At 70.4% G+C, this 21,861-nt stretch carries 19 protein-coding genes; 12 read left to right on the top strand and 7 right to left on the bottom strand.

Features of this window, described 5'->3' with window-relative positions:
* Positions 1–11: 11 nt before the first annotated feature.
* Genes AB0J87_RS14320 through AB0J87_RS14305 form a run of 4 tightly spaced genes read left to right on the top strand, consistent with a single transcriptional unit; the run spans position 12 to position 4,180 of the window.
* The gene (locus tag AB0J87_RS14320; protein WP_363965348.1) at positions 12–1,175 is read left to right on the top strand and encodes a PLP-dependent aspartate aminotransferase family protein; all 1,164 of its coding nucleotides are present in this window, start codon (positions 12–14) and stop codon (positions 1,173–1,175) included.
* A gap of 46 nt (positions 1,176–1,221) precedes the next feature.
* A complete protein-coding gene (locus AB0J87_RS14315) occupies positions 1,222–2,478 on the top strand; it encodes a sugar ABC transporter substrate-binding protein (RefSeq protein ID WP_363965346.1) in 1,257 nt (418 codons plus the stop codon).
* The gene (locus AB0J87_RS14310) at positions 2,475–3,359 is read left to right on the top strand and encodes a sugar ABC transporter permease (protein ID WP_350722188.1); all 885 of its coding nucleotides are present in this window, start codon (positions 2,475–2,477) and stop codon (positions 3,357–3,359) included. The genes AB0J87_RS14315 and AB0J87_RS14310 overlap by 4 nt, the downstream gene beginning before the upstream one ends.
* Positions 3,356–4,180, top strand: coding sequence for a carbohydrate ABC transporter permease (locus tag AB0J87_RS14305; RefSeq protein WP_363965343.1), 825 nt, complete (start codon positions 3,356–3,358; stop codon positions 4,178–4,180). The genes AB0J87_RS14310 and AB0J87_RS14305 overlap by 4 nt, the downstream gene beginning before the upstream one ends.
* A gap of 142 nt (positions 4,181–4,322) precedes the next feature.
* Here the strand turns inward: AB0J87_RS14305 and AB0J87_RS14300 are convergent, their stop codons facing one another.
* Positions 4,323–4,826 carry a hypothetical protein gene (locus AB0J87_RS14300; RefSeq protein WP_363965341.1) on the bottom strand — a complete coding sequence of 168 codons (504 nt, stop codon included), beginning with the start codon at positions 4,824–4,826 and terminating at the stop codon, positions 4,323–4,325.
* 396 nt (positions 4,827–5,222) lie between these two features.
* Here AB0J87_RS14300 and AB0J87_RS14295 point away from each other — a divergent pair, with 396 nt between their 5' ends.
* From AB0J87_RS14295 to AB0J87_RS14285, 3 genes are all read left to right on the top strand, one after another.
* Positions 5,223–7,118, top strand: coding sequence for a hypothetical protein (locus AB0J87_RS14295; protein ID WP_363965339.1), 1,896 nt, complete (start codon positions 5,223–5,225; stop codon positions 7,116–7,118).
* A gap of 165 nt (positions 7,119–7,283) precedes the next feature.
* Positions 7,284–7,613 carry a DUF485 domain-containing protein gene (locus AB0J87_RS14290; protein WP_350722185.1) on the top strand — a complete coding sequence of 110 codons (330 nt, stop codon included), beginning with the start codon at positions 7,284–7,286 and terminating at the stop codon, positions 7,611–7,613.
* Positions 7,610–9,250: a cation acetate symporter gene (locus tag AB0J87_RS14285; protein ID WP_363965337.1), complete on the top strand. Its 1,641-nt coding sequence runs from the start codon at positions 7,610–7,612 to the stop codon at positions 9,248–9,250. The genes AB0J87_RS14290 and AB0J87_RS14285 overlap by 4 nt, the downstream gene beginning before the upstream one ends.
* Before the next feature lie 99 nt (positions 9,251–9,349).
* Here the strand turns inward: AB0J87_RS14285 and AB0J87_RS14280 are convergent, their stop codons facing one another.
* Positions 9,350–10,843 (bottom strand): APC family permease, encoded by a 1,494-nt coding sequence (locus AB0J87_RS14280; RefSeq protein WP_363965335.1) that lies wholly within the window; start codon positions 10,841–10,843, stop codon positions 9,350–9,352.
* Positions 10,844–10,992: 149 nt separating this feature from the next.
* On the opposite strand from AB0J87_RS14280, the gene AB0J87_RS14275 reads away from it, so the two are divergent.
* Entirely contained in the window at positions 10,993–11,982 is a 990-nt protein-coding gene (locus AB0J87_RS14275) for a hypothetical protein (RefSeq protein WP_363965333.1), read from the top strand.
* Here the strand turns inward: AB0J87_RS14275 and AB0J87_RS14270 are convergent.
* From AB0J87_RS14270 to AB0J87_RS14260, 3 genes are read right to left on the bottom strand one after another with little or no spacing between them, the layout of a single operon-like run.
* The gene (locus tag AB0J87_RS14270; RefSeq protein WP_363965331.1) at positions 11,924–12,649 is read right to left on the bottom strand and encodes a DUF998 domain-containing protein; all 726 of its coding nucleotides are present in this window, start codon (positions 12,647–12,649) and stop codon (positions 11,924–11,926) included. The two genes, AB0J87_RS14275 and AB0J87_RS14270, sit on opposite strands and share 59 nt — an antisense overlap.
* A gap of 57 nt (positions 12,650–12,706) precedes the next feature.
* Positions 12,707–13,054: a nuclear transport factor 2 family protein gene (locus tag AB0J87_RS14265; protein WP_363965329.1), complete on the bottom strand. Its 348-nt coding sequence runs from the start codon at positions 13,052–13,054 to the stop codon at positions 12,707–12,709.
* Positions 13,051–14,457: an MFS transporter gene (locus AB0J87_RS14260; protein WP_363965327.1), complete on the bottom strand. Its 1,407-nt coding sequence runs from the start codon at positions 14,455–14,457 to the stop codon at positions 13,051–13,053. The genes AB0J87_RS14265 and AB0J87_RS14260 overlap by 4 nt, the downstream gene beginning before the upstream one ends.
* A gap of 94 nt (positions 14,458–14,551) precedes the next feature.
* Between AB0J87_RS14260 and AB0J87_RS14255 the strand changes: the two genes are divergently transcribed.
* Positions 14,552–15,256 (top strand): TetR/AcrR family transcriptional regulator, encoded by a 705-nt coding sequence (locus AB0J87_RS14255; protein ID WP_363965325.1) that lies wholly within the window; start codon positions 14,552–14,554, stop codon positions 15,254–15,256.
* A 97-nt stretch (positions 15,257–15,353) separates the two neighbouring features.
* Here the strand turns inward: AB0J87_RS14255 and AB0J87_RS14250 are convergent, their stop codons facing one another.
* A complete protein-coding gene (locus AB0J87_RS14250; RefSeq protein ID WP_363965323.1) occupies positions 15,354–15,689 on the bottom strand; it encodes a hypothetical protein in 336 nt (111 codons plus the stop codon).
* A gap of 307 nt (positions 15,690–15,996) precedes the next feature.
* Between AB0J87_RS14250 and AB0J87_RS14245 the strand changes: the two genes are divergently transcribed.
* The 3 genes from AB0J87_RS14245 (at position 15,997) to AB0J87_RS14235 (ending at position 20,446) form a co-directional block, all read left to right on the top strand.
* Complete coding sequence (locus AB0J87_RS14245; protein ID WP_350722173.1) at positions 15,997–17,217, top strand: cytochrome P450; 1,221 nt, start codon at positions 15,997–15,999, stop codon at positions 17,215–17,217.
* Positions 17,218–17,276: 59 nt separating this feature from the next.
* On the top strand, positions 17,277–19,826 hold the full coding sequence (locus AB0J87_RS14240; RefSeq protein WP_363965321.1) for a polysaccharide lyase family 8 super-sandwich domain-containing protein: 2,550 nt from the start codon (positions 17,277–17,279) through the stop codon (positions 19,824–19,826).
* Between the two features lie 152 nt (positions 19,827–19,978).
* Positions 19,979–20,446 carry a PPA1309 family protein gene (locus tag AB0J87_RS14235; RefSeq protein ID WP_363965319.1) on the top strand — a complete coding sequence of 156 codons (468 nt, stop codon included), beginning with the start codon at positions 19,979–19,981 and terminating at the stop codon, positions 20,444–20,446.
* Here the strand turns inward: AB0J87_RS14235 and AB0J87_RS14230 are convergent.
* Complete coding sequence (locus tag AB0J87_RS14230; RefSeq protein WP_363965317.1) at positions 20,341–21,729, bottom strand: hypothetical protein; 1,389 nt, start codon at positions 21,727–21,729, stop codon at positions 20,341–20,343. The genes AB0J87_RS14235 and AB0J87_RS14230 overlap by 106 nt on opposite strands.
* Positions 21,730–21,861: the final 132 nt, after the last annotated feature.

The following is a 21,861-nucleotide window of genomic DNA, read 5'->3' as shown; positions in this document are numbered from 1 at the left end:
AGTCTGCCCCCATGGATGACGAATGGATCTGTGGCCGGTTGGGCGAGGACGAGCCCTGGGCGTTGGGCGCGGTCAACCCACCGGTGTTCGAGAACTCGCTGTTCACGTTCGGGAGCGCGCAGGAGCTCGGCGAGGCGATCAGGAACGAGGACGAGAGGTACGTCTACTGGCGGGGGACCAACCCGACGGTCGATCTCGCTCAGCGTAAGCTCGCCGCGCTCGAGCGGGGAGAGCGTGCCAAGTGTTTCGGGTCGGGAATGGGGGCCATCTCGGCGACCATCTCCTCGCTCGTCAAGGCCGGGGATCACGTGCTGGTGCTGGGCGCAGTGTACGGGCCGACCACCCAGTTCCTGCGCTACCTGGAGAAGTTCGGGGTCACGCATACGCACGTGAACGACCTCGCGGAGTGTGACAGCGCTATCAGGGCGACCACCCGTCTACTCTACTTCGAGTCCCCCTCCTACATGGCCTACGCCGTGGTCGACATCGCCGAAGTCACCGCGTGGGCGCGGGAGCGCGGGCTGGTGAGCGTGATGGACAACACCTGGTCCACGCCGATCTTCCAGAAGCCGCTGACCATGGGCGTCGATCTCGTCGTGCACTCGCTGTCGAAGTACATCGGCGGGCACAGCGACCTCGTGGGCGGCGTCGTGGTGGGCCCGTCCCGGCTGATCAGGCCGCTGGCGCTGACCGAGTACCAGCTGTACGGGGCCGCCATGTCGCCGCACGACGCGGCCAAGGTGATCAAGGGGCTGCGCACGCTGCCCGTGCGGATGCCCGCGCACCAGGAGCGGGGGCTGGCCGTGGCCGAGTTCCTGGCGGAGCATCCGGCCGTGCGGGCGGTGAACCACCCCGGGCTGCCATCCCATCCGGGGCACGACCTCGCGAAGCGGCAGATGTCGGGGTTCTCCAGCCTGTTCAGCCTCGTGCTGGACACGGAATCGCGCCAGGAGGTCGGACTCTTCCTCGACAATTTGCGACATTTCAGGATTGGGGTGTCTTGGGGAGGTTTTGAGAGCCTGGTGAACGCCCCCGCCCTGTCCACCGAGGAGAGCGTGCGGGCCACCATGGGCATCCCCGTCGGCCTCGTGCGGCTCTCGGTCGGCCTGGAGCCCGCGGACACGTTGATCAAGGACCTCGGTCTAGCGCTGGAGGGGGTCGGTCGCCTAGCGTGACTGGCAGCGCGTGACTGACAGCGCTGTCTGAAGCTGGAGGCTCAGCATGAGAACCCCCCTCCTGGCGGCCGCGGTCGCCGCCACGCTCTTGCTCGCGGGCTGCGGCTCCGGCTCGTCGTCCCCCGGCGAGGTACGGCTCCGCATGATCGAGAGCCTGACCAGTCCCGAACGCACGAAGCTCATCAAAACGCTGCTGAAGGACTTCGAGAAGGCCAACCCGGGCATCAAGGTGGAGCTGATCTCGCCGCCGCTCGACAGCGCCGACCAGAAGATCACCCAGATCCTGCAGACGAAGAAGGACCTGGACGTGCTGGAAGTGCGCGACCACACGGCCAAGTCCTTCTCCAACAACGGCTGGCTGGCCGAGCTGCCCACCACGGAGTGGCCCGGCTGGTCGGACCTGACCGAGCTGGCCCAGAAGAAGGCCGTCGAGGTCGGCGGCAAGGCGTACCTGATCCCGTACGGCTTCTACGAGCGCACGATCTTCTACCGTACGGACCGGGGCATGACGCAGCCGCCGGCCACCTGGCAGGAGCTCTACGAGGCCGGCAAGAAGATGACCTCGGGCGATCGGTTCGGCTACTCGTTCCGGGGCGGCAAGGGCGGGGCCGACTACGCGGTCATGATGGTCAGCGCGTACAACGGCGAAGCCCTGAATCCCGAAAAATCGTTCTATCTCAAGGACAAGCGGACGATCTTCTCCACCCCCGAGGCCGCCCAGGCCATGGACCTCTACGTGAAGATCTTCAAGGAGGCGTCGCCGCCCGACTCCGTCTCCTGGGGCTACCCGGAGATGGTCCAGGGGTTCACCTCGGGCGTCACCGGCATGCTCATCCAGGACCCCGAAGTGATCAAGACGGTCCAGGAGAGCGGCATGACGGCCTGGTCGACGGCCCCCATCCCCAAGGGCCCGTCCGGATACGCCTTCCAGCCCGTCGGCTACGCCGGATGGGGCGCCACCTCCTTCACCACGCACCCGAAGGAGGCGGTCAAGCTGGTCCAGTTCCTCTCGGAGGCCAAGCAGAGCATCGCCTTCGCCAAGGGCAACTCGCTCATCCCGATCTCCAAGCAGGCCCAGAGCGACCCGCAGTTCTCGCAGGGCGCGTGGAAGGCGTACCTGCAGGCCCAGCAGGACCCCAAGCAGGTGATCACGATCAGGCCCGTCGACTACCCGGGCTGGAGCCAGTTCCTCGTCGACTCCGACCGTGACGTCCAGGCCCTGATCACCGGCAAGAAGACCACGGCCGAGGTGCTCAAGTCGTGGGACGCCTTCTGGACGGACCAGGCCAAGAAGGTCTCATGAGGCTCTTCACCGCCCGCCGGGCCAGGTTCATCGCTCTGTGCCTGCTGCCCGGCGTGGTCTTCGTGACCCTGTTCACGTACTACCCGATGATCCGCGGCACGGTCATCGCCTTCCAGCGCTACAACCTGTTCGACATCACCTCGACGCCCTTCGTCGGCCTGGAGAACTTCCGGGCCGTCCTGGCCGAGGACCGGTTCTGGACGGCGCTGCGGAACACCGGCACGTGGGTGGTCGTCTCGCTGTTCTTCCAGTTCTTCCTCGGCTTCGGGCTGGCGCTGCTGCTGCGCCGGCACTTCCGCGGCCGGGGCCTCTACCAGGCGTGGGTGTTCTTCCCGTGGGCCATGTCGGGGTTCCTGATCGGGCTGCTGTGGCGGTGGATGTTCAACGGGCAGTTCGGCGTGATCAACGACCTGCTGCTCAAGACCGGCCTCATCGACCAGCGCATCGGCTTCCTGGCCACCCCCGGGTGGGCGATGACCTCGGTGATCGTGGCCAACATCTGGTACGGCGTCACGTTCTTCGCCATCATGATCATGGCCGCCCTGCAGTCGGTGCCGAAGGAGCTGTACGAGGCGGCGGCCGTGGACGGCGCGTCGCGGCTGCGGCAGTTCTGGCACGTGACGCTGCCGCACATCCGGCCCACGCTCGCTCTCATCGTGCTGCTGCGGATCATCTGGATCCTCAACTTCCCCGACCTCATCTACTCGATGACCGGCGGGGGCCCGGCCGGCGGCACCGACATCATCACGACCTTCCTCATCCAGCAGGTCATCGGCGGCGACTACGGCCGGGCGGGCGCGGTGGGCCTGCTCATCCTGGGCCTGCTGCTGTCCTTCAGCGTCTTCTACCTGAACGCGACGAGATTCGAGAAATCCAGATGAGACGTGTCGCGACCGCAGCGAAGGTCGTCGTGCTGGGCGCCTGGCTGCTGATCACCCTCTTCCCCCTCTACTGGATCGTCGTCACCTCGCTCAAGCCCAAGTCCGAGATCTTCTCGATGCCGCTCAGGTACTGGCCGGGCAACCTGACGTTCGAGCACTACGAGGAGCTGTTCTCGTTCGCGGACTTCGGCGCGTACCTGCTGAACAGCCTGCTCGTCTCGCTCGTCGCGGCCGGCGTGGTGACCGCGATCGGCGTGCTGGGCGGCTACACCCTCGCCCGCTTCGCCTTCCCCGGCCGGGGCGCGCTGATGCTGGCGTTCCTGGTGACGCAGATGATCCCGCTGTTCATCGCGCTGGGCCCGCTCTACCTGCTGATGTCCGACCTCGACCTGCTCAACCGGCTCGCCGGGCTGATGCTGGTGTACGTGGCCATGCTGGTGCCGTTCGCCACGATCATCATGCGCGGCTTCTACGAGCGGGTGCCGGTCGCGCTGGAGGAGGCCGCGCAGGTGGACGGCGCCTCGCGGCTGGTGGCCATGGTGCGGGTGGTCATCCCGGTCATGCTGCCGGGCATCGCGGCCACGTTCATCTTCGCGTTCGTGCAGTGCTGGAACGAGCTGTTCCTGGCGATCACGTTCATCGACAGCGAGGACGCCAAGACCATCCCGGTCGCCATGAACTCCTTCATCACCCAGTACGACATCGACTGGGGTTCCATGGCCGCGGCCACCGTGATCTCGGTGCTGCCGACCCTCGTGCTGTTCGCCGCCATCCGCCGCTACATCGTCGAAGGGCTCACCGCGGGCGCTGTTAAGGGGTGATGCATCCGATGAATTTCGGTTGACTACCCTTGACTAAGGTCATCTTGCGTGTCATACAGACGAAAGACCCGATGTCTCGTCTGTGAGGTCCCGCATGACACCCCCCTCTCACGACCCCACCCGCCGTGCCGTGCTCGGCGGCTTAGGCCTCGCCCTCGTCCCCGCCGCCCCGGCTCTCGCGGAAACCGAGCCCGCTGAGCCCACTGGGGCGGCCCTGGGCTGGCAGCTCCGGCAGCGTGTGCCCTGGGCCGAGTTCATGAAGGGCCAGGACCTGCTCTGGGGCAGGATGCCCAGGACCTGGTCCGAGGGCCCGTTCCTCGGCGACGGCCTGCTGGGCAGCATGGTCTACCAGGAGCCCGGCCAGAACAAGATCCGCTTCACCGTCCAGCACGGCCGCGTCCAGGACCACCGGCCCCAGTTCGGCAGCGGCTGGGGCACCTGCCGCCTGCCCGTCGGCCACGTCACCCTCGACCCGGTCGGCACGATCACGGCCGTCGACCTGCGGCTCAGCCTGTGGGACGCCGAGGTCACCGGCACCGTCACCACGGACAAGGGCAAGCTGTCCTTCTCCGCGTTCATCCACGACGAAGTCCTCGTCGCCAAGGCGGAGGCCGGCGGCGAGGAGCAGGTCCGCTGGACCTTCCACCCCGAGGAGGCCGTCAGCCCCCGATCCGTCTCCGAGGCCCCGCCCAGCGGCTACACGCCCAACCCGCCCTGGACCACCGCGACCGCGGGCGACGTCGAGCAGGTGCTCCAGCCGCTCACCGGCGGCGGCCAGACCGCCACCGCCTACCGCGTCAAGGACGGGACGCTCCTGGTCACCGTGGGCCACAGCTTCCCGTCCGCGACCGAGGCCCAGGAGAGCGCGCTCGCCAGGATCCGGAACGCGCCGCCGTACGGGATCACGCGGAAGCGGCACCGTAATTGGTGGCACGACTTCTACGGCAAGAGCTTCGTCTCCCTGCCCGACCAGCGGCTGCAGAGCTTCTATTGGATCCAGCTCTACAAGGTCGCCTCCGCCGGCCGGACGGGCGGCCCGGTCATGGCCACCACCGGCCCCTGGCTGGAGTCCACCCCGTGGCCGGCGGTGTGGTGGAACCTCAACGTGCAGCTCGAGTACTGGCTCATCCACGGCTCCAACCACCTGGAGCTCGACTCGCTCACCAGCACGCTCGACCGCAACCGCGACCAGCTCGTCGCCAACGTGCCCGCCGCCTACCGAGCCGACTCGGCCGGGCTGGGACGCAGCTCCGACATGTTCTGCAACCGGAGCGTCGGCACGCCCGGCACGGGCGCCGAGGTGGGCGACCTCACGTGGGCGCTGCACAACGTGTGGCTGACCTACCGGCACACCATGGACGACAGGCTGCTGCGCGACACGGTCTTCCCGCTGCTGCGGCGGGCGATCAACTACTACCTGCACTTCCTGGCCGCCGGCGCGGACGGCAGGTTGCACCTGCCCAGCACGCTCTCACCGGAATACCCGGTCACCCCGCCCCAGGACACCAACTACGACCTGGCGCTGATCCGGTGGGGCTGCCGGACCCTGATCGAGTCGGCCGAGCGGCTCGGGATCGACGACCCGCTCGCGGCGAAGTGGCGGGAGGTGCTGGACACGCTCGTCGACTACCCGGCCGACGCCGACGGCTTCATGATCGGCGCGAGCACGCCGTACGCGCAGTCGCACCGCCACTACTCCCACCTCCTCATGATCTACCCCCTCTACCTGGTCAACTGGGACCAGCCGGAGCAGCGCGAGCTGATCGAGAAGTCGGTCGCCCACTGGCAGTCGCTGACGGGCGCGCACCGCGGCTACAGCTACACCGGCGCGGCCTCGCTCTACGCCATGATGGGCCGTGGCGACACCGCGCTGTCCTATCTGGACCGGTTCTTCGACCCGGCCGCCCGCTACCCGTGCACGGCCAACACCCACTACGCCGAGGCCGGGCCGGTCATCGAGACGCCGCTGTCGGCCGCCCAGTCCCTTCACGACATGCTCTGCCAGAGCTGGGGCGGGATCGTCCGCGTCTTCCCGGCCGTGCCCGCCTCGTGGGCGGACGTCACGATCCACGACTTCCGGACTCAGGGCGCGTTCCTGGTCTCGGCCGTGCGCAAGGGCGGCCGCACCTCGTTCATCCGCATCAGGAGCGTGGCGGGGGCGCCCCTCAGGCTCAGGCACGGGCTCGACGGGCCGGTCACCGCCGTGCTGTCCGACGGCCGTCCCGCTCGGGTGAAGGACCTGGGGGAGGGCGTCGTGGAGATCGCCCTGGGCAAGGGGAGCGAGGTGCTCGTCCACACGGGCGCGCGGCCCGACCCGGTCATCGGACCTGTGCCGGTGAGCAGGCCGGGGGACGCCTGGGGGCTGCCGCCGATCCCGCCTCCCGGGCCCACCACGCCGGTGGACCTGTCGCCGTACTTCGGCAACGACGGCGTCTCCACGCACGAGGCGATGGCGGACGGCGACTTCGACGGGTCCGGCTACACCTATCCGGCCGAGGAGCTGCCGCCCGCCGGGCCGCTCGTCCACGAGGGCCTGAGCTTCGTCTTCCCCGCGTACGGGGACGGGGCCGGGAACAACGTCGCCGGCCAGGGACAGACGATCACCGTGCCGTCCGGGAAGTACGCCAAGGTCCGGCTGCTGGGCGCGGCCAGTTCCGGGGCCGTCACCTCCACGCTGACCGCCGCGTACGCCGACGGGACCACCGCCCAGGTGCCGTTCGTCCTGCCCGACTGGGGCGGCCAGCCCGGGGCGGGGGCCTCCGAGGTGCTCCGCTGCACCCACCGCCACGGCCGCACGGGCGCCAACTCGCTACGGGTCGGGCTGTTCGAGGTGCAGGCGGCGCTCGACCCGGCCAGGGAGCTGCGCTCGCTCACCCTGCCCGCGCTCACCCGGCCCCAGCTCCACCTGTTCGCGCTCTCCGTGGAAGCGCCCCGATGAAACGAGCGACCAACCGCTCGTCGCGCGTAACAGACCTTTCACCGCAAGCCATCCCCAACTAATCGCCGGACCCCAGCGACTCGTCGAACAACGTCACCAGGGGCCTCCACGACGGGTAGGTTGCGCTCTTACGTTGGGCGTGATCCGCATCACAGTGGAGGTCTCGTGACTACTAAAGAACATGACGCATCGGTCTATGAGGAAGTTCAGGAGAGCAGTGAATTCCAGGATCTGAAACGGCGATTCCGCGCCTGGACGTTCCCGATGACCGTGGCGTTCCTCGCGTGGTACCTGCTCTACGTGGTGCTGTCCGGCTGGGCGCGCGGCTTCATGGGGATCAAGCTGCTCGGTGAGATCAACGTCGGCCTCGTCTTCGGTTTGCTCCAGTTCGTCTCCACGTTCCTCATCGCGTGGGCGTACGCCAGGCACGCCGAGAAGAAGCTCGACCCGATCGCCGACAAGCTCCGCCACGAGGTTGAGGAGAAGACCAAGTGAGCTCCCACACCCTGGGGATGATCCTCTTCCTCACCTTCGTCGCCGCCACGCTGGGGATCACGTTCTGGGCGAGCCGGCAGACCAAGACGGCCGCCGACTACTACGCCGGCGGGCGGTCGTTCACCGGCGTGCAGAACGGGCTGGCCATCGGCGGCGACTACATGTCGGCCGCCTCCTTCCTCGGCATCGCCGGCATCATCGCGCTGTCCGGCTACGACGGGTTCCTGTACTCGATCGGGTTCCTGGTGGCGTGGCTGGTCGCGCTGCTGCTGGTCGCCGAGCTGATGCGGAACTCGGGCAAGTTCACCATGGCCGACGTGTTGGCCTTCCGGATGAGCCCGCGTCCCGTGCGCACGGCGGCGGGCGTGTCCACCATCGTGGTCAGCATCTTCTACCTGCTGGCCCAGATGGTCGGCGCGGGCGCGCTGGTCGGCCTGCTGCTCGGCATCACCTCCCCGGCGGGCAAGGCGTGGACCATCGTCGGCGTGGGCGCGCTGATGATCGTCTACGTGGTCTTCGGCGGCATGAAGGGCACCACCTGGGTGCAGATCGTCAAGGCCGTGCTGCTGATGAGCGGCGCCGCGCTGGTGACGGTGCTGGTGCTGGGCAAGTTCGGCTTCAACCTGTCGGCCCTGCTCGGCCAGGCCGCCACCACCAGCGGCCCCAAGGCGAACCCGGGCAACTTCCTGATCCCCGGGCTGAAGTACGGCACCGAGGCCCAGGGGCTGGCCGGCAAGATCGACCTCATCAGCCTTGGCCTGGCGCTGGTGCTCGGCACCGCGGGCCTGCCGCACATCCTCATCCGCTTCTACACCGTCCCCACCGCCAAGGACGCCCGCAAGTCGGTCCTGTGGGGCATCGGCATCATCGGCGTGTTCTACCTGCTGACCCTCGTCCTCGGCTTCGGCGCCGCGGCCCTGGTCGGCAAGACCGCGATCGTCGCCGGTGACGCGGCGGGCAACACGGCCGCGCCGATGCTGGCCGAACGCATCGGCCAGGAGATCTTCGGCTCGGTCGGCGGCACGATCCTGCTGGCGCTCATCGGCGCCGTCGCCTTCGCCACGATCCTCGCCGTCGTGGCGGGCCTCACGCTGGCCTCCTCCTCCAGCTTCTCGCACGACCTGTACGCGCACGTCTTCAAGCGCGGCCAGGCCAGCGAGCGCCAGGAGGTCGTGGTGGCGCGCATCTCCGCCCTGGTCATCGGCGCCATCGCGATCGGCCTGGGCATCCTGGCCCAGGGCCAGAACGTGGCCTTCCTGGTCGCCCTGGCCTTCGCCGTCGCGGCCTCGGCCAACCTCCCCGCGATCCTCTACAGCCTGTTCTGGAAGCGGTTCAACACGACGGGCGCGGTCTCGGCCATCTACGGTGGCCTGATCTCGGCCCTGGTCCTGGTCATCTTCTCGCCGGTGGTCTCGGCGCCGCCGCCCCCGGCCGGCGTCAAGCCGAGCGCGCTGATCGTCGGCGTGGACTTCCACTGGTTCCCGCTGAGCAACCCCGGCATCCTGTCGATCCCGATCGGCTTCCTGTGCGGGTGGCTCGGCACGATCCTCAGCAAGGAGTACAACGCGGCGAAGTACGCCGAGATGGAGGTCCGCTCCCTCACCGGCGTCGGCGCGGAGAAGGCGACCCAGCACTGACGTTCCCCCTGAAGGCGCCTCACCCCTCCCCTCCGAAGGCGCCTGCACCCGAGGGCCCGGCCTCCCAGGAGGCCGGGCCCTTCGCCGTGCCGCCCGGCCTCAGGCGGCCACCCGGCGCCCGACCAGGTACAGCAGGGCGCCCACCAGCAGCGACGCCAGCGCGATCCCGCCGACCAGCCAGAACCACATCCCGTACGCGATCTCGGCGCCGAGCAGCGTGACCTTGCCCGCGTCGTTGGAGATCAGCGGCGTCCACGACCCGGAGAGCGTGGCCACCACGCCCACGAGCGAGGCCAGCGCCCCCACGACGGAGGCCACCCAGAACACCGCGGGCGAGGCCAGCCGCCGCGCCTCGAACTGCTCGCGGTAGCGCCGCAGGATGATCAGCACGTCCACGAACAGCACCACGATCGACAGGCACCAGATCACGGTGACCGCGGCCTGCAGGACGTTGTAGACCTCGGTCTGCGCGTCGGCGGGCCTGGTGGCGGTGTTCGTGGCGGCGAAGGGCACCACCACGAACGCCGCCACCGTGAAGACCCCGGCCAGCACGGTCTGGATCCAGACCGCCACGTCCGGCACCTTCTGCGCGTTGACGTGGCTGACCGCCTTCGGCAGCCGCCGGTCCAGCCCGGACACGAAGATCAGCCGGGCGAAGGAGTAGTTGTAGACGACGGTGATGATGAAGAACATGGCCGCCAGCACGAGCGCGACCAGCTTGCCCGCCCAGCCGCCCAGCCCGATCCCCACGGCCTCGGCCACGGCCGTGATGTTCGCCGCCTCCCCGGCGGGCACCGACACCATCACGCCCCAGGTGGCGACCAGGTAGGCGACCATGACGGCCAGCGACCCCCACAGCAGGTACCGGGTCACGGCCCGCTCCTGCCTGATCTCCACCCCCATGTTCAGCGGCACCTCGACGCCCAGCAGCGCCAGCACGGCCAGGCCGAAGAAGCTCCAGCTCGCGAAGTTGAGCCCGTGCTCGGCCGACGGGCTCCAGGCCGCGAAGTCCCACGGGTTCGTGGCCGCCGGGTGCCCCTGGGCCAGGTGCGCGATCCCGGCCGCGAACATCAGCAGGATCGCCAGCCCGTACGCCAGGAAGACGACGTTCACCACGTTCTGCGTCAGCCGGAAGCGCAGGACCGCCAGCACGGCCGCGAGCAGCAGGATCGCCACGATCAGCCCGCCCTGTGCCGCCACGGACAGCTCCCCGAGCGCGGGGAAGACGTAGCCGAGGAACGAGATCGTCAGCGTCCCGGTCGCCACCATCACCAGCACACCCGGCCACCAGGCGCAGAACCCGGCGAAGAATCCCCAGAACGGCCCGAACGCCTTGGTCGTCCAGAGGTAGATGGAGCCCTCGCCGGGGAACATGGCGCCGAGCTGGCCCGTGACGATCGCGCACGGGACGAGGAACAGCGCGAACGCGATGATCCACCACCCGAACGCGGCCGGGCCCGCGGACTGGATGACGGCGGCGTTCGTGATGAACAGGACGATCGATACGAAGATCGCCACCATGTCGAAGGTGGTCAGCACCCGCGGCAGGATCCCGCCGGCCACCCGCTCGGACAGCAGCTCGTTCTCGGTCATGGGCGACCTCCTACCTGCAAAGATCCGCCGGGCCACGGCCGTCGTCAAGCACGTGCGCCCGGCAGGTGATTACATCACGAATATCTTTACATCAGTTGTAACTTTACTCGAAGTGGTGTTATCTGGAGGTCGTGACAACGACTCACCAGATGCCCTTACTCGCTCGCGTGGCGCCCGCGATCGGGCTCTTCTTCCTGGCGCCGCTGACCGCCGAGTTCCTGATGGGGAACATGGCGATCACCAATGTCGGGGTGCTGGTCGGCACCGTTCCCCTCTACGGGACCGCCGCCCTGCTCATCCGCGAGGCGGTCCGGCGGACCGGGCGCGGCTGGCCGGCCATGCTGGCGTTCGGGCTGGCGTACGGGATGTTCGAGGAGGCGTTCTTCACCCAGACGTTGTGGAACCAGCACTGGTACGGCGTGCGCATCCTCGACTACGGCTACGTTCCCGCGCTGGGGACCGGGGTGCCCTGGCTGCTGTTCATGGTCGGCGTGCACACGATCTGGAGCATCAGCGTCCCGATCGCGGTCATGGAGACGCTGGCCGGTCCGCGCCGCACCGAGCCGTGGCTGAAGAAGCGCGGCTTCTGGGCCGTGGCCGTGTTCTTCGCGATCTACTTCGTCTTCGGAGCCTTCGCCACGGGCGCGCTCGGCGGCTGGTTCGCCACCCCGATCCAGTACGCCGGCGCCGGGGTGCTGGTCGTCGCGTTCATCGTGCTCGGCCTGCGCCTGCGCCGCACCGCCCCCTCCGTTGCGGGGCGGGCGCCGAGCCCGTGGGTGGTGTTCGTGTTCGCCCTGGCGGCCGGCGCGTTCTTCGTGCTCCTCTACGCGTGCGACCCCACCGGCCTGTCGCCCTGGCTGGCCGGGCTGTCAGTCCCGGCGTGGCTGAGCGTGCTGCTCTATCTGGCGTTGTTCGCCGGGGTCGGCGTCCTGGTGAGACGCTGGTCGCACGGGTCCGGCTGGTCGGACGCGCACCGGCTGGCGCTCGCGGCGGGGGCCATGCTCACGTACGCGTGGCACTCGTTCCCGTGGAAGGTGATCGTGCCCGCGAGCCCGGCTGCCGACCTGACCAGCAACGCGATCATGACGGTCGCCGCGGTCGTCCTGCTGGTGTTCGCGGCCCGGCGGGTCGCCGCCTGAGCAGCCGGAGCGCCAGCAGGGTCAGCCAGGCCCAGCCGATGGTCACCGCGACGCGCTGGAAGAGCCCGCCGTGGGCGACCAGTGCCGGGTTCTGGCTGAAGGCGATCGTGGCCAGCGCCATCGCCACCGTGAACCCGGCCCCGCTGGCGGCCGAGTACGCCGCCCACCCGAGCTTCCGGTCCCGCGCGAACCCGACCGCGAAGACCAGGCAGGCCGCGATCAGCGCTGCGAATCCCGCCAGCGAGAGGTAGTCGTGCAGCGCCGCGTGCGTGCTGCCGTGCTCGGCCAGCAGGTCGGGGGTGCCCTGCGGGTAACCGCTCACCGGGTCGGTGGTGAACACCCCGGCGCCGATCAGGCCGGCGCCCCAGACCCCCACCAGGGCCGGGCCCCAGACCTTGTGGAGCGCCCGCCGCAGCCCGGCGGCGAAGGCGAGCATCAAGAGGCCGGCCACGACGAAGTTGACCGCCTGCACCCAGCCGCCCGGCCCGAGCGCGAGCGAGCTGACCGGGTGGCGCAGCGGGTCGTAGTGGGCACGGAGGGCGCCCTCGACGAGGAACGCGACGACGAACAGCGGCCCGGCGACCACCCCGCACAGCAGCAGCCGGCTGGGCGTCGGGTCGCCGGGCCCCGCGATGGGGGCGGGGCCCGCAGGTGTGAGAGTTCGCATGCTTGTCAAGCTAGACTGACAAGCGAGTCGCTGTCAATCCAGCCTGACAAGGAGATCTCATTCGAAGAAACCGACCACGCGGCTGATGCGGTCGCCCGCGAACTCCACGACGTCGTAGCCGGTCGCCACCGGCGTCTCCGAGCCCGGCGCGCCGAGCCGCCAGGTGAACAGCGCCGTGTCGTGATGGGCGCCGACCAGCGTGCCGAGAGTGAACACCAGGTCGCCGAAGTTCTCCTGGGCCCGGCCGATCGCCTCGGACAACTCCGCGTGCCCGCGCAGCCCGGCGTAGTCGGGATCGGAGTAGACGGAGTCGTCGGTGAGCACGGTCTTGATCAGGAGGTCCCGGGCGGCGGCGTCGCGCTCGTTCCAGACGTCCAGGTACTTGCCGATGAGGTCGTCGATCATGACGTGATTCCTTCCGTGGTTCGGTTCGGTTCGAGTGCCAGGGCGGCGAGGCCGCCCAGGGCGGTGGCGGCCGCGGCGGCCCAGCCGGCCGCGTGCAGCCCGCCGAGCAGGTCGGAGGAGGCGGTGGCGACGGCGACGAAGACGGCCAGCCCCATCGCGCCGCCGACCTCCTTGGCGGTGCTGGCCAGGCCCGACGCGACGCCCTGCGCCTCCGGTGCCACCCCGGCGCCGGCCGCCGCGAACAGGGCGACGAAGGCGACGCCGCCGAAGAATCCCCAGACGAGGCTGCCCGGCATCAGCGTCCAGAAGCCGCCGCCCGCGGGCATGCCCGCGGTCAGCAGGGCGATCCCGGCCGCGGCGCCGAGCATGCCGGCGCTGAGCGTCGTACGGATCCCCCACCTGCCGAGCATCACCGGGGCGGCCTTCAGCGCGGCGGCCATGCAGACGAGGGTGAGCGGCAGGAACGTCAGCCCCGCCTCCAGGGCGCTGTAGCCGAGGACCGGCTGCAGGTACGTGGTGAGCACGTAGTAGGCGCCGCCCAGCGTGCCCTGGAACACGGCGATCACCACCATCGTGGTGGCCGGGCCGCGCCGCCGGACCAGCCGCAGCGGGATCAGCGGATCCCGGCCACGCGCCTCGACCAGGACCAGCAGCCCCAGCAGCGCCAGGCCCGCGACCAGCGACCCGGCGCCGCGCACCGACCCCCATCCGGCCTCCGGCCCGCTCGCCAGGCCGAACACCACCAGCGTCGACCCCGCCGTCGCCAGCAGCGCGCCCGGCACGTCGAACCCGCGCAGTCCGGACGCGGGACGGCCGTCGGAGGGGAGCAGCCGGGGCGCGGCGAGGACGGCGCCGACGGCCAGGGGGACGTTCACGAAGAACACCCACTCCCAGCCCAGAGCACTGGTGAGCACGCCGCCCAGCAGCGACCCGGCGGCCAGTCCGGCGCTGCCGGCCATGCCCCAGGCGCCCAGCGCCCGGTTGCGCGCGGGCCCCTCCTCGAACCCCCGGTAGATCAGCGCGAGCGTGGCCGGGGTGAGCAGCGCCCCGCCGACGCCCTGGACGGCGCGGGCGGCGATCAGCACGCCGGAGCCGGGGGCCAGCCCGCCGGCCAGGGAGGCCACGCCGTACAGCGCCAGTCCGAGCATGAACGTGCGCCGGGCGCCGAGCTTGTCCACGGCCCGGCCGCCGAGCAGCAGCAGCCCGCCGAGCCCGATGGCGTACGCGCTCACCACCCACTGCACGGATCGCGCGCTGAAGCCCAGCGCCGTCCCGATGTCGGGCAGCGCCACGTAAACGATGTTGTAGTCGAGAGCCACGATGAGCTGGGTGAACGCCAGGAGCGCCAGCCTGGGCCCGGAACGGCCCACGCCGGTCGGCGCACGAGAGGTGGCAAGCGTCACTCGGGAATCCCCTCTCTTTACACGGCGCGCACTTTCTACACGCCGTTCAATTGATACACGGGGAACAGTAGCCCAACGCTGTAGACTGTCAAGCGTGGGTGATCAGACGACGATGACCAGGCGCGAGCGGCTGCGCGCGGAGACCACGGCGGAGATCAAGGAGATCGCGCTCAAGCTCATGGCGGCCGGCGGCCCCGACGCCATCTCGCTGCGCGCCATCGCCCGCGACATGGGCATGACGGCCGGCGCGATCTACAGCTACTTCGCCACCCGCGACGACCTGGTCACCACGCTCATCGCCGACCTCTACACGGCCCTGGTGGACCGGGCGGAGTCCGCCCGCGACGCCGTTCCCGCCGCCGACCCGGGCGGCCGCGTCCTGGCCTGGGCGCAGACCGTACGCGAGTGGGCCCTGGCCAACCCGCAGGGCTTCCGTCTCATCTACGGCGACCCGGTCCCCGGCTACCAGCCCCCGGAGGACAGCCCGGCGAACGAGGCCGAGCACCGGGCATGCCGGGGGCTCACGGGCCTGGTCGCGGCGGCCTGGACCGGGCCGGGCCCGGGCTCCTACACCTGGTCCGACTTCGACCCCGGCCTGGCGGCGGACATCCGGGCCACGTTCCCGGACCTGCCGCCGGACGCGGTGGCGCTCACGCTACGGGTGTGGGGCCGCATGCACGGCCTGGTCGCGCTGGAGATCTACGGCCACCTGCGCACGCTCACGCGCGATCCGGCCGCGATCTACCGCGACGAGATGATCGCCCTGATCACGTCCCTCGGCCTGACCCCGCCCGCCTGACCTCAACGGGCGTCGGTGGGGACCGCGGCCGTCATCTCCAGGACCTCCGGCGTGATCACCGGGCCGTCCCCGAGCCGGATCGCGCCGACGCGGCTCTTCACCTGCCCGTCGACCGGGTCAACGGCCTCGAAAGTACGCCGGTCGAGGTCGTCGGGAAACTGAGACGAAAGACGCCGAGCCCTTCTTCGATTTCGTAGGAGTGGTCATCGACCTTTCGATAACCGTGCTCCACGGGATCGCCCGTCGGGCCGAAGGCGTCCGCCAGAACGGCCGTGACGTTCGGCGAGGCGGGCAGCGGCAATCTGTTGATTCGCCTCGACGACGCTTCCCAGCGGAGCATTTGCTGTTGCCCGGCCCGCCATCTGGACCAGCTGACGAGCCGGCCGTTCTCGTCGATCCGGGCGCTCGAGCCGCCGCACAGCACCACCGCCAATGTCGATACGGCGACCAGCGCCCGTGACGTGGCCTCGCCGCGCTGCTCGCGCTCCGCAGTCGCCGCAACGGCCCCCCGAGACCCTGCCGTCCTGCTCCCGGTCCGCGAGTGGGCCTCAGGCGCAGACCATCCCCTCACCCGCGCCCGCCGGGCGGCCGAGAACCCGTCGTTCTGAACCCCCGACCAGCACGGTCGAACGCAAGGTAACCATCACGTCACTGAACACCGGCCCCTGTTGTTTCTTGATCACTGCGGATATTTGATGGGACGGCTGGTCACTTACCGACTTACTCCCTAAGGGCGGCAAATGACAACGAACCTCCCCTCGTTCCCCGCCGTGGACGAGAACCCGCTCGACACCTGCATCCGGTTCCGGGAGATCGCTCCCGTGGTCGAGGTGGAGTTCCCAGGGGGTGTGCCCGCCTACCTGGCCCTGACCCACAAGGCCGTACGGGAGATCCTCGCCGGCGACAACAGGACCTTCCTCAGGGATCCCCGGCACTGGCCCGCCCTGCACGACGGATCGATCCCCGAGGACTGGCCGCTGCGCGCCATCATCCAGGGCGGTCACCTGTCCACCATGGACGGCGACGACCACAGGCGCCTGCGCGGTCTGATCAGCAGCGCGTTCACGCCGTCCCGGGTGCAGGCGCTGGAGCCGCGGATCCAGCAGATCATCGATGAGCTGCTCGACGAGGTGGTGGCCGCCGGCGACGGCGTCGACCTGGTGCCCGCCTTCACCGAGGCGCTGCCGATGTGGGTGATCTGCGAGTTGTTCGGCATCCCCGCCGAGGACCGGCTCCGCCTGCGGAACTGGACCTCCACGCTGCTCGCCCACACCACCCCGCCGGAGGTGGCCTTCGCGACGCAGAACGACCTCCAGGCCTTCCTGCACGAACTGGTGGAGCGCAAGCAGCGGGAGCCGGGCGACGACCTCACCTCCGGCCTGGTCCAGGCGCGCGACGAGGGTGACAAGCTCACCACCGACGAACTGGTCGGCGTACTGTGGATCATGCTCGTCGCCGGCCACGAGACCACCGTCCACCTGCTCGGGTACGCCATCGTGGCGCTGGCCCGGAATCCCGATCAGCTCGCGCTGGCCAAGGCGGGGGAGCGGTGGGCCGACGTGGTCGAGGAGACCGTGCGCTACCGCCACTCGGTGATGATGACCAGCTTCCGTTTCACGGCGGAGGACGTGACCGTCGCCGGGGTGCACATCCCCAAGGGCCAGGCCGTGGGCGTGGTCTACCAGGCGAGCGGCGTCGATCCGGTGGAGTACGGGGAGAGCGCGAACGCGTTCGACATCACCCGCGAGCAGACCGGGAACCTCGGCTTCGGCCACGGCCCGCGCTACTGCATCGGGGCGCCCCTGGCCCGGCTGGAGAGCCGGCTGGCGCTCGCCACGCTGTACCGGCGGCTGCCGGGGCTCAGCCTCGCGATCGACCCCGACGACATCCCGTACTCCCCGTCGTTCTTCACGATCGGCCCGCTGTCGCTGCCGGTCAACCTCGGTGTCGCTCAGCCCTGACGTGCCGCCGGGCTGGGAGCATGGATTTCGCCTCCCTGGCCCGGCGAAAGGGATCATGTATGGTGAGCCCGGCATATCCCCCCAACGGCCTGGAGCTCGCCGTGCCGCACATGTCCCGCCGCCAGGTTCTCTCCCTGCTCCCCGCCGCCGGTCTGCTCGCCGCGGCCGGCCCCGTACGCGCCGCCGCGGGGATCGACCACGCGCGGCTGCTCGCCAACACCGTGGCGATCTTCGCGGGCACCCCGGAGGTCAACGCCCGGCCCGAGGTCGCCGGCAAGCTCGCGTCGATCACCGCGACCGCCCGGCAGCGGCTGACCGCCATGGACCAGGCGGGCACCGGGGAGCTGTTCGCCGGACTGAGGCTCGGCACCGACGACGCCAACCTGCGGCTGGCGTACCAGTACCTGTTCGAGATCGCGCTCGCGACCCGCACGCCGGCCGGGCAGCTCGACGGTGACACCGCCGTCCAGCGGCGGGTCCTCGACGGTCTGCAGTGGTTGCACGAGCGCTACTACGGCGATCAGCCGGCGGGCTACTACGGCAACTGGCACAACTGGGAGATCGGCATCTCCACCCACGTGAGCAGGACCCTGGCCCTGCTGGCCGACCGCGTACGGGAGGACCGGCCCGACCTGACGGCGACGTACATCGCCTCGATGGACGCCTACCTGCGCAACGGCAAGAACGGCGACGTCGACCTCGACTCGCGCTTCCACACCGGGGCGAACCTGGCCGACATCACCGCCAACCGGATCGTGCAGGGCGCGCTCACCGGCGACGACGCCCGCGTCGGCAAGGCCATCTCCGACCAGGCCACCGTCTTCGCCACGATCGACCCGTACAACCTCCAGCACGGCAACACCGACGGCTACTACCGCGACGGCTCCTTCATCCAGCACCACTCGGTCGCCTACACCGGTTCCTACGGGAAAGCCCTGCTCACCCGCGTCGTCCAGACCCTCAAGACCCTGGAGGGCGCCACGAGCGGCGGCACCTCCGAGGACCTGGCCGGCGTGGTGTACCGCTGGGTCGCCGACGGCTTCGCCCCGCTGATCTTCGAGGGCTGGATGATGGAGATCGTCAAGGGGCGGGCGGCCTCGCGCACCACCACCGGCTACGCCGACGTCGGGGTGGTCGTGGAGGCCGTCGCCGACCTGGCCGACCACGTCGAGGGCGCCGAGGCCCTCGCGCTGAAGAAGTACGTCAGGTTCCTGCCGGCCGCCGACACGGCCGCCTTCGTCTCCCCGGTCAGCGTCGCCCGGTACGCGGCCATCCGCGCCGACTCCGCCATCCCGGCCGCCGACCTTAATCCGCCCGCGCGCTGCGTGGCGTTCAACTCCATGGACAGGACCGTCCACCGGCGGCCCGGCTACGCCTTCGCGCTGGCGCGCAGCTCCGAGCGGATCAGCAAATACGAGTACATGAGCGGCGAGAACCTCATGCCCTGGTTCCAGGGCGACGGCGCGTACTACCTCTACCTCGCGGGGGAGGACCAGCGCGAGGTGTTCGGCGTCGACTACTACACGGCCGTCTCGCCGTACCGGCTGGCCGGGATCACCGCGCCGGTGGAGGAGCGGCGCACGGTGCCCGAGCTGTACGGCCGGCTCTGGTACGAGAACCCGGGCCACCCGCTGAACTTCACCTCCTCCTCGGAGTCCCAGAACACCTACGTGTACTTCCCCAAGGCCGGGAACGTCTTCTCCGGCGGCGCGACGCTCGGCGCGTACGGCGCGGCCGGGATGGTCCAGTCCGACGACGCCGCCTACACCGCCAAACAGGCGGGCATCCTGCCCGACGACTTCGTCGCCTACCGCAACGCCCGCGCGACCAAGTCCTGGTTCATGCTCGACGACGAGATCGTGGTGCTGGCCGCGGGCGTCTCCGGTGAGGGCGGCCGGGCCGCGGTGACCACCGTGGACAGCCGCATCGCCGCCCCGGGCGACGCGGTCGCGCTCACCGGCGAGAGCTGGGGCGGCCGGGCCTGGCAGCCAGGCGACACCACGCCGCCGCGCTGGCTGCGCTACGCCAACGGCACCCGCGCCACCGCGATCGGGTACGCCTTCCTCACCCGGCAGACCGTCGCGGCCGGGCTGGAGACGGTGACCCGCAGCCGCCGAGTCGTGCGCACGTCCAACCCCGACACCGGCGTGACCAAGAACGTCTTCACCGCCTCGATCGCCCACCCCGCCACCGGCGCCGTCCCCGGACTCGCCTACGCCCTGGTCCCGAACGCGACCGAGGCCCGCCTGCGCCGCTACGCGGACGGCCCGCTGACCGTCCTGGCCAACGACCGGCACGTGCAGGCCGTCAGGCACAAGGAGCTCGGGATCGTCGCCGCCAACGTCTTCTCCGACGGCCCCCGCCACGCCGGGCACCTGATCGTCGACGGCCCCGCCTCGGTCATCGTCAAGTCCGGCGAGCGCACGGTCGTCGCCCTGTCGGACCCCACGATGAAACGCGACCGCGTCAGCGTCGTCCTGACCGGCGCGCCCCTCAGGCTGGAGGCGGCCGACGAGGGGGTGACGGTACGGCGCGTGCCGGGCGGCACCCTCGTCCAGGCGACGACCCGCCACTCCCACGGCCGCACCTTCACCGCCACCCTGCGCTGACGCTCCTCTGTCGCGGATCGGACGTCGTCAGGGGCTGCCCACCAGCCCCTTATGGTGATCACGGCGGCCGAAGGAGCGCCGGTAGGCGGCGGGCGTAGTGCTCGAAACGGGCCGCGCTTTTCCTCTCGCCCGCCGAGGGGGATGATGCCTTCGTGGCTGGTCGCGACGCGTTGACGGCCGCGGTGATCGCGGCCGGGCGCGACGCCGCCGGTGAGGGATGGGACGGGGCGCACCGCATGTACGCCCTGACCGACCGCGACACCTATCTCGGGGTCGCCTACCCCCTGGACCCGCTGGATGAGGTGCCGCCGGACGCCCTCCTGGCCATCCCCCTCACCCCGCTCGGCCCGGGCGATCTCGGGACGGAGCTGGCCAAGGTGACCTGGCCGGACGACGTGCACGGATGCGTGCTGGTGACCGAGGTGACCGTCGTGACCCGCCTCGGCAGACGGCGGCGCGGCAAGAGCTTCGGCGTACGCCGGGCGCGGCTCGCGGTCGGCGTGTTACGCGACGGCTACCACCTGTCCCTGCTCAGGTTGCGGGACGAGGACGAGTGGCGCGTCTGCCCCGATTCGCTGTCGACCGACGGCCTGGTGACGGCCTTGGCCGGGACGTTCTGATCGGCCGCGCTCCTGAGGATCACGCGCCATCCGGAACGGCCGGGGGAGTGGACCTCGTCGATCCGGACGTTGTCCGAGCCGATCATGACGCCGCGGCCGTCCGGTACGCGCTCGGTCCGGCCGCCGTGGCCCTGGACGGCGTCAGCCGCCGGCCTCTTCGCCGTGACGAGCCGCGTCAACATCGCGCCCAGGTCCCGGTCGGTCATCCGGCCCGCGGGGTCCCGGTACATCTGGCCGATCGCCCGCATGGCGCCCTCGTTCTCGGCCAGGGCTCGTGCGAGCAGCGCGTCGGGGCGTTCGAGGCGGTAGTGGAAGTGGTTGTTCTGGACGTTGCCCCGGCCGACCACGACGCCCGCGGAGCGGCGTACCACGATCTCGCCGCCGGGACCGAGGACGCCTGACAGGCGGACGCGCTTCGGCACCGACCTCGCGGTGACGGCGTCGTCGCGGGCCATGACCCTGGCCGCCTCCTTGCCGAGGAAGGAGCGCATGGCGCGGTTGGCGCGGGCGCTGGCGGGGTTCTTGACGAGGTTGGCCAGGGCGCGTTGGTGGGCGGGTGTCGCGGTGAGGACCTCCGCCAGGGAGATCGGGCGGTCGGCGAGCCGGTAGTGGAAGTGGTTGTGCTGCCGGTTGCCCGAACCGACCACCACGCCGCAGGAGCCGCTGATGTCCACCCTGCGGGTCCGCTCGCCCAGCAAGGTCTCCTTGACGGTGACGCCGTCCGCGGACTGCCGCCCGACGGTCAGCACGTTCTCCGCCGCGGCCGGCGACGCGGCGCTCTTCGGTAGCTCAGTCTCCAGCGAGGCCGGCGACTCGGCGCCCTTCGGTAGCGTGGTCTCGCCTCGTACCGGCTGCCGCTCACGCTCCGGCCGCGAGCCCGGCATCTGGGCGATGACCGTCTCCACCCGTCTTCTCAGGCGCGACGCCTTCGCCGAAGGCGTGTCCTCCCGCAGGAGGACGGCCGCCAACGGGTGCCGCGCGGGCTGCCGCCGCAGCTCCGCCTCCAGGCTCTTGATCTCGGTCAGGAGCTTCCGCGCCCGAGCGGACCGGCTCGGCGACGGCGCGCGCTCCTCCAGCCCGCGCACGGCCGCCGTGAGCCGGTCGAGCTCCGCGGCGATCTGCTCGCGCCGCTCCTCGAGGCGTCGTGCCGCCTGCTCGTTCGCCGTCACGCCGAGCGGCGCCGGGTCCGGCCGGGCCTGCGCGGACAGCGACTGAGCCGCCGGCTGGGCCCGCTCCTCCGAGCGGGCCGCCGGTCTCCTGGAATGTCCCCTGTACGCGCCCACGCCGACTCGCCCCCCTGGCCTGCTCCACCTTTCTCTCGCGCGCCGCCCGCCGTCAAGGCGATAACCCTGGCCGCCACGTATCGGAAAGGTCTTAACAACCAGCCCCGTATAGGCATCGATCATGGTCCGGGC

It is taken from the genome of Nonomuraea sp. NPDC049625 (genome assembly GCF_040675285.1).
GTDB classification, from domain to species: domain Bacteria; phylum Actinomycetota; class Actinomycetes; order Streptosporangiales; family Streptosporangiaceae; genus Nonomuraea; species Nonomuraea angiospora_A.
Note: the sequence above shows the minus strand (reverse complement) of the source record. Positions and strands in the feature narration are given on the sequence as shown.

Bases quoted from the DNA above. Each gene is read 5' to 3' on its own strand.
- AB0J87_RS14320 (WP_363965348.1), top strand. From the start codon at position 12: ATGGATGACGAATGGATCTGTGGCCGGTTGGGCGAGGACGAGCCCTGG.
- AB0J87_RS14315 (WP_363965346.1), top strand. From the start codon at position 1,222: ATGAGAACCCCCCTCCTGGCGGCCGCGGTCGCCGCCACGCTCTTGCTC.
- AB0J87_RS14310 (WP_350722188.1), top strand. From the start codon at position 2,475: ATGAGGCTCTTCACCGCCCGCCGGGCCAGGTTCATCGCTCTGTGCCTG.
- AB0J87_RS14305 (WP_363965343.1), top strand. From the start codon at position 3,356: ATGAGACGTGTCGCGACCGCAGCGAAGGTCGTCGTGCTGGGCGCCTGG.
- AB0J87_RS14295 (WP_363965339.1), top strand. From the start codon at position 5,223: ATGGCCACCACCGGCCCCTGGCTGGAGTCCACCCCGTGGCCGGCGGTG.
- AB0J87_RS14280 (WP_363965335.1), bottom strand. From the start codon at position 10,843: ATGACCGAGAACGAGCTGCTGTCCGAGCGGGTGGCCGGCGGGATCCTG.
- AB0J87_RS14275 (WP_363965333.1), top strand. From the start codon at position 10,993: ATGCCCTTACTCGCTCGCGTGGCGCCCGCGATCGGGCTCTTCTTCCTG.
- AB0J87_RS14270 (WP_363965331.1), bottom strand. From the start codon at position 12,649: ATGCGAACTCTCACACCTGCGGGCCCCGCCCCCATCGCGGGGCCCGGC.
- AB0J87_RS14265 (WP_363965329.1), bottom strand. From the start codon at position 13,054: ATGATCGACGACCTCATCGGCAAGTACCTGGACGTCTGGAACGAGCGC.
- AB0J87_RS14245 (WP_350722173.1), top strand. From the start codon at position 15,997: ATGACAACGAACCTCCCCTCGTTCCCCGCCGTGGACGAGAACCCGCTC.
- AB0J87_RS14240 (WP_363965321.1), top strand. From the start codon at position 17,277: ATGGTGAGCCCGGCATATCCCCCCAACGGCCTGGAGCTCGCCGTGCCG.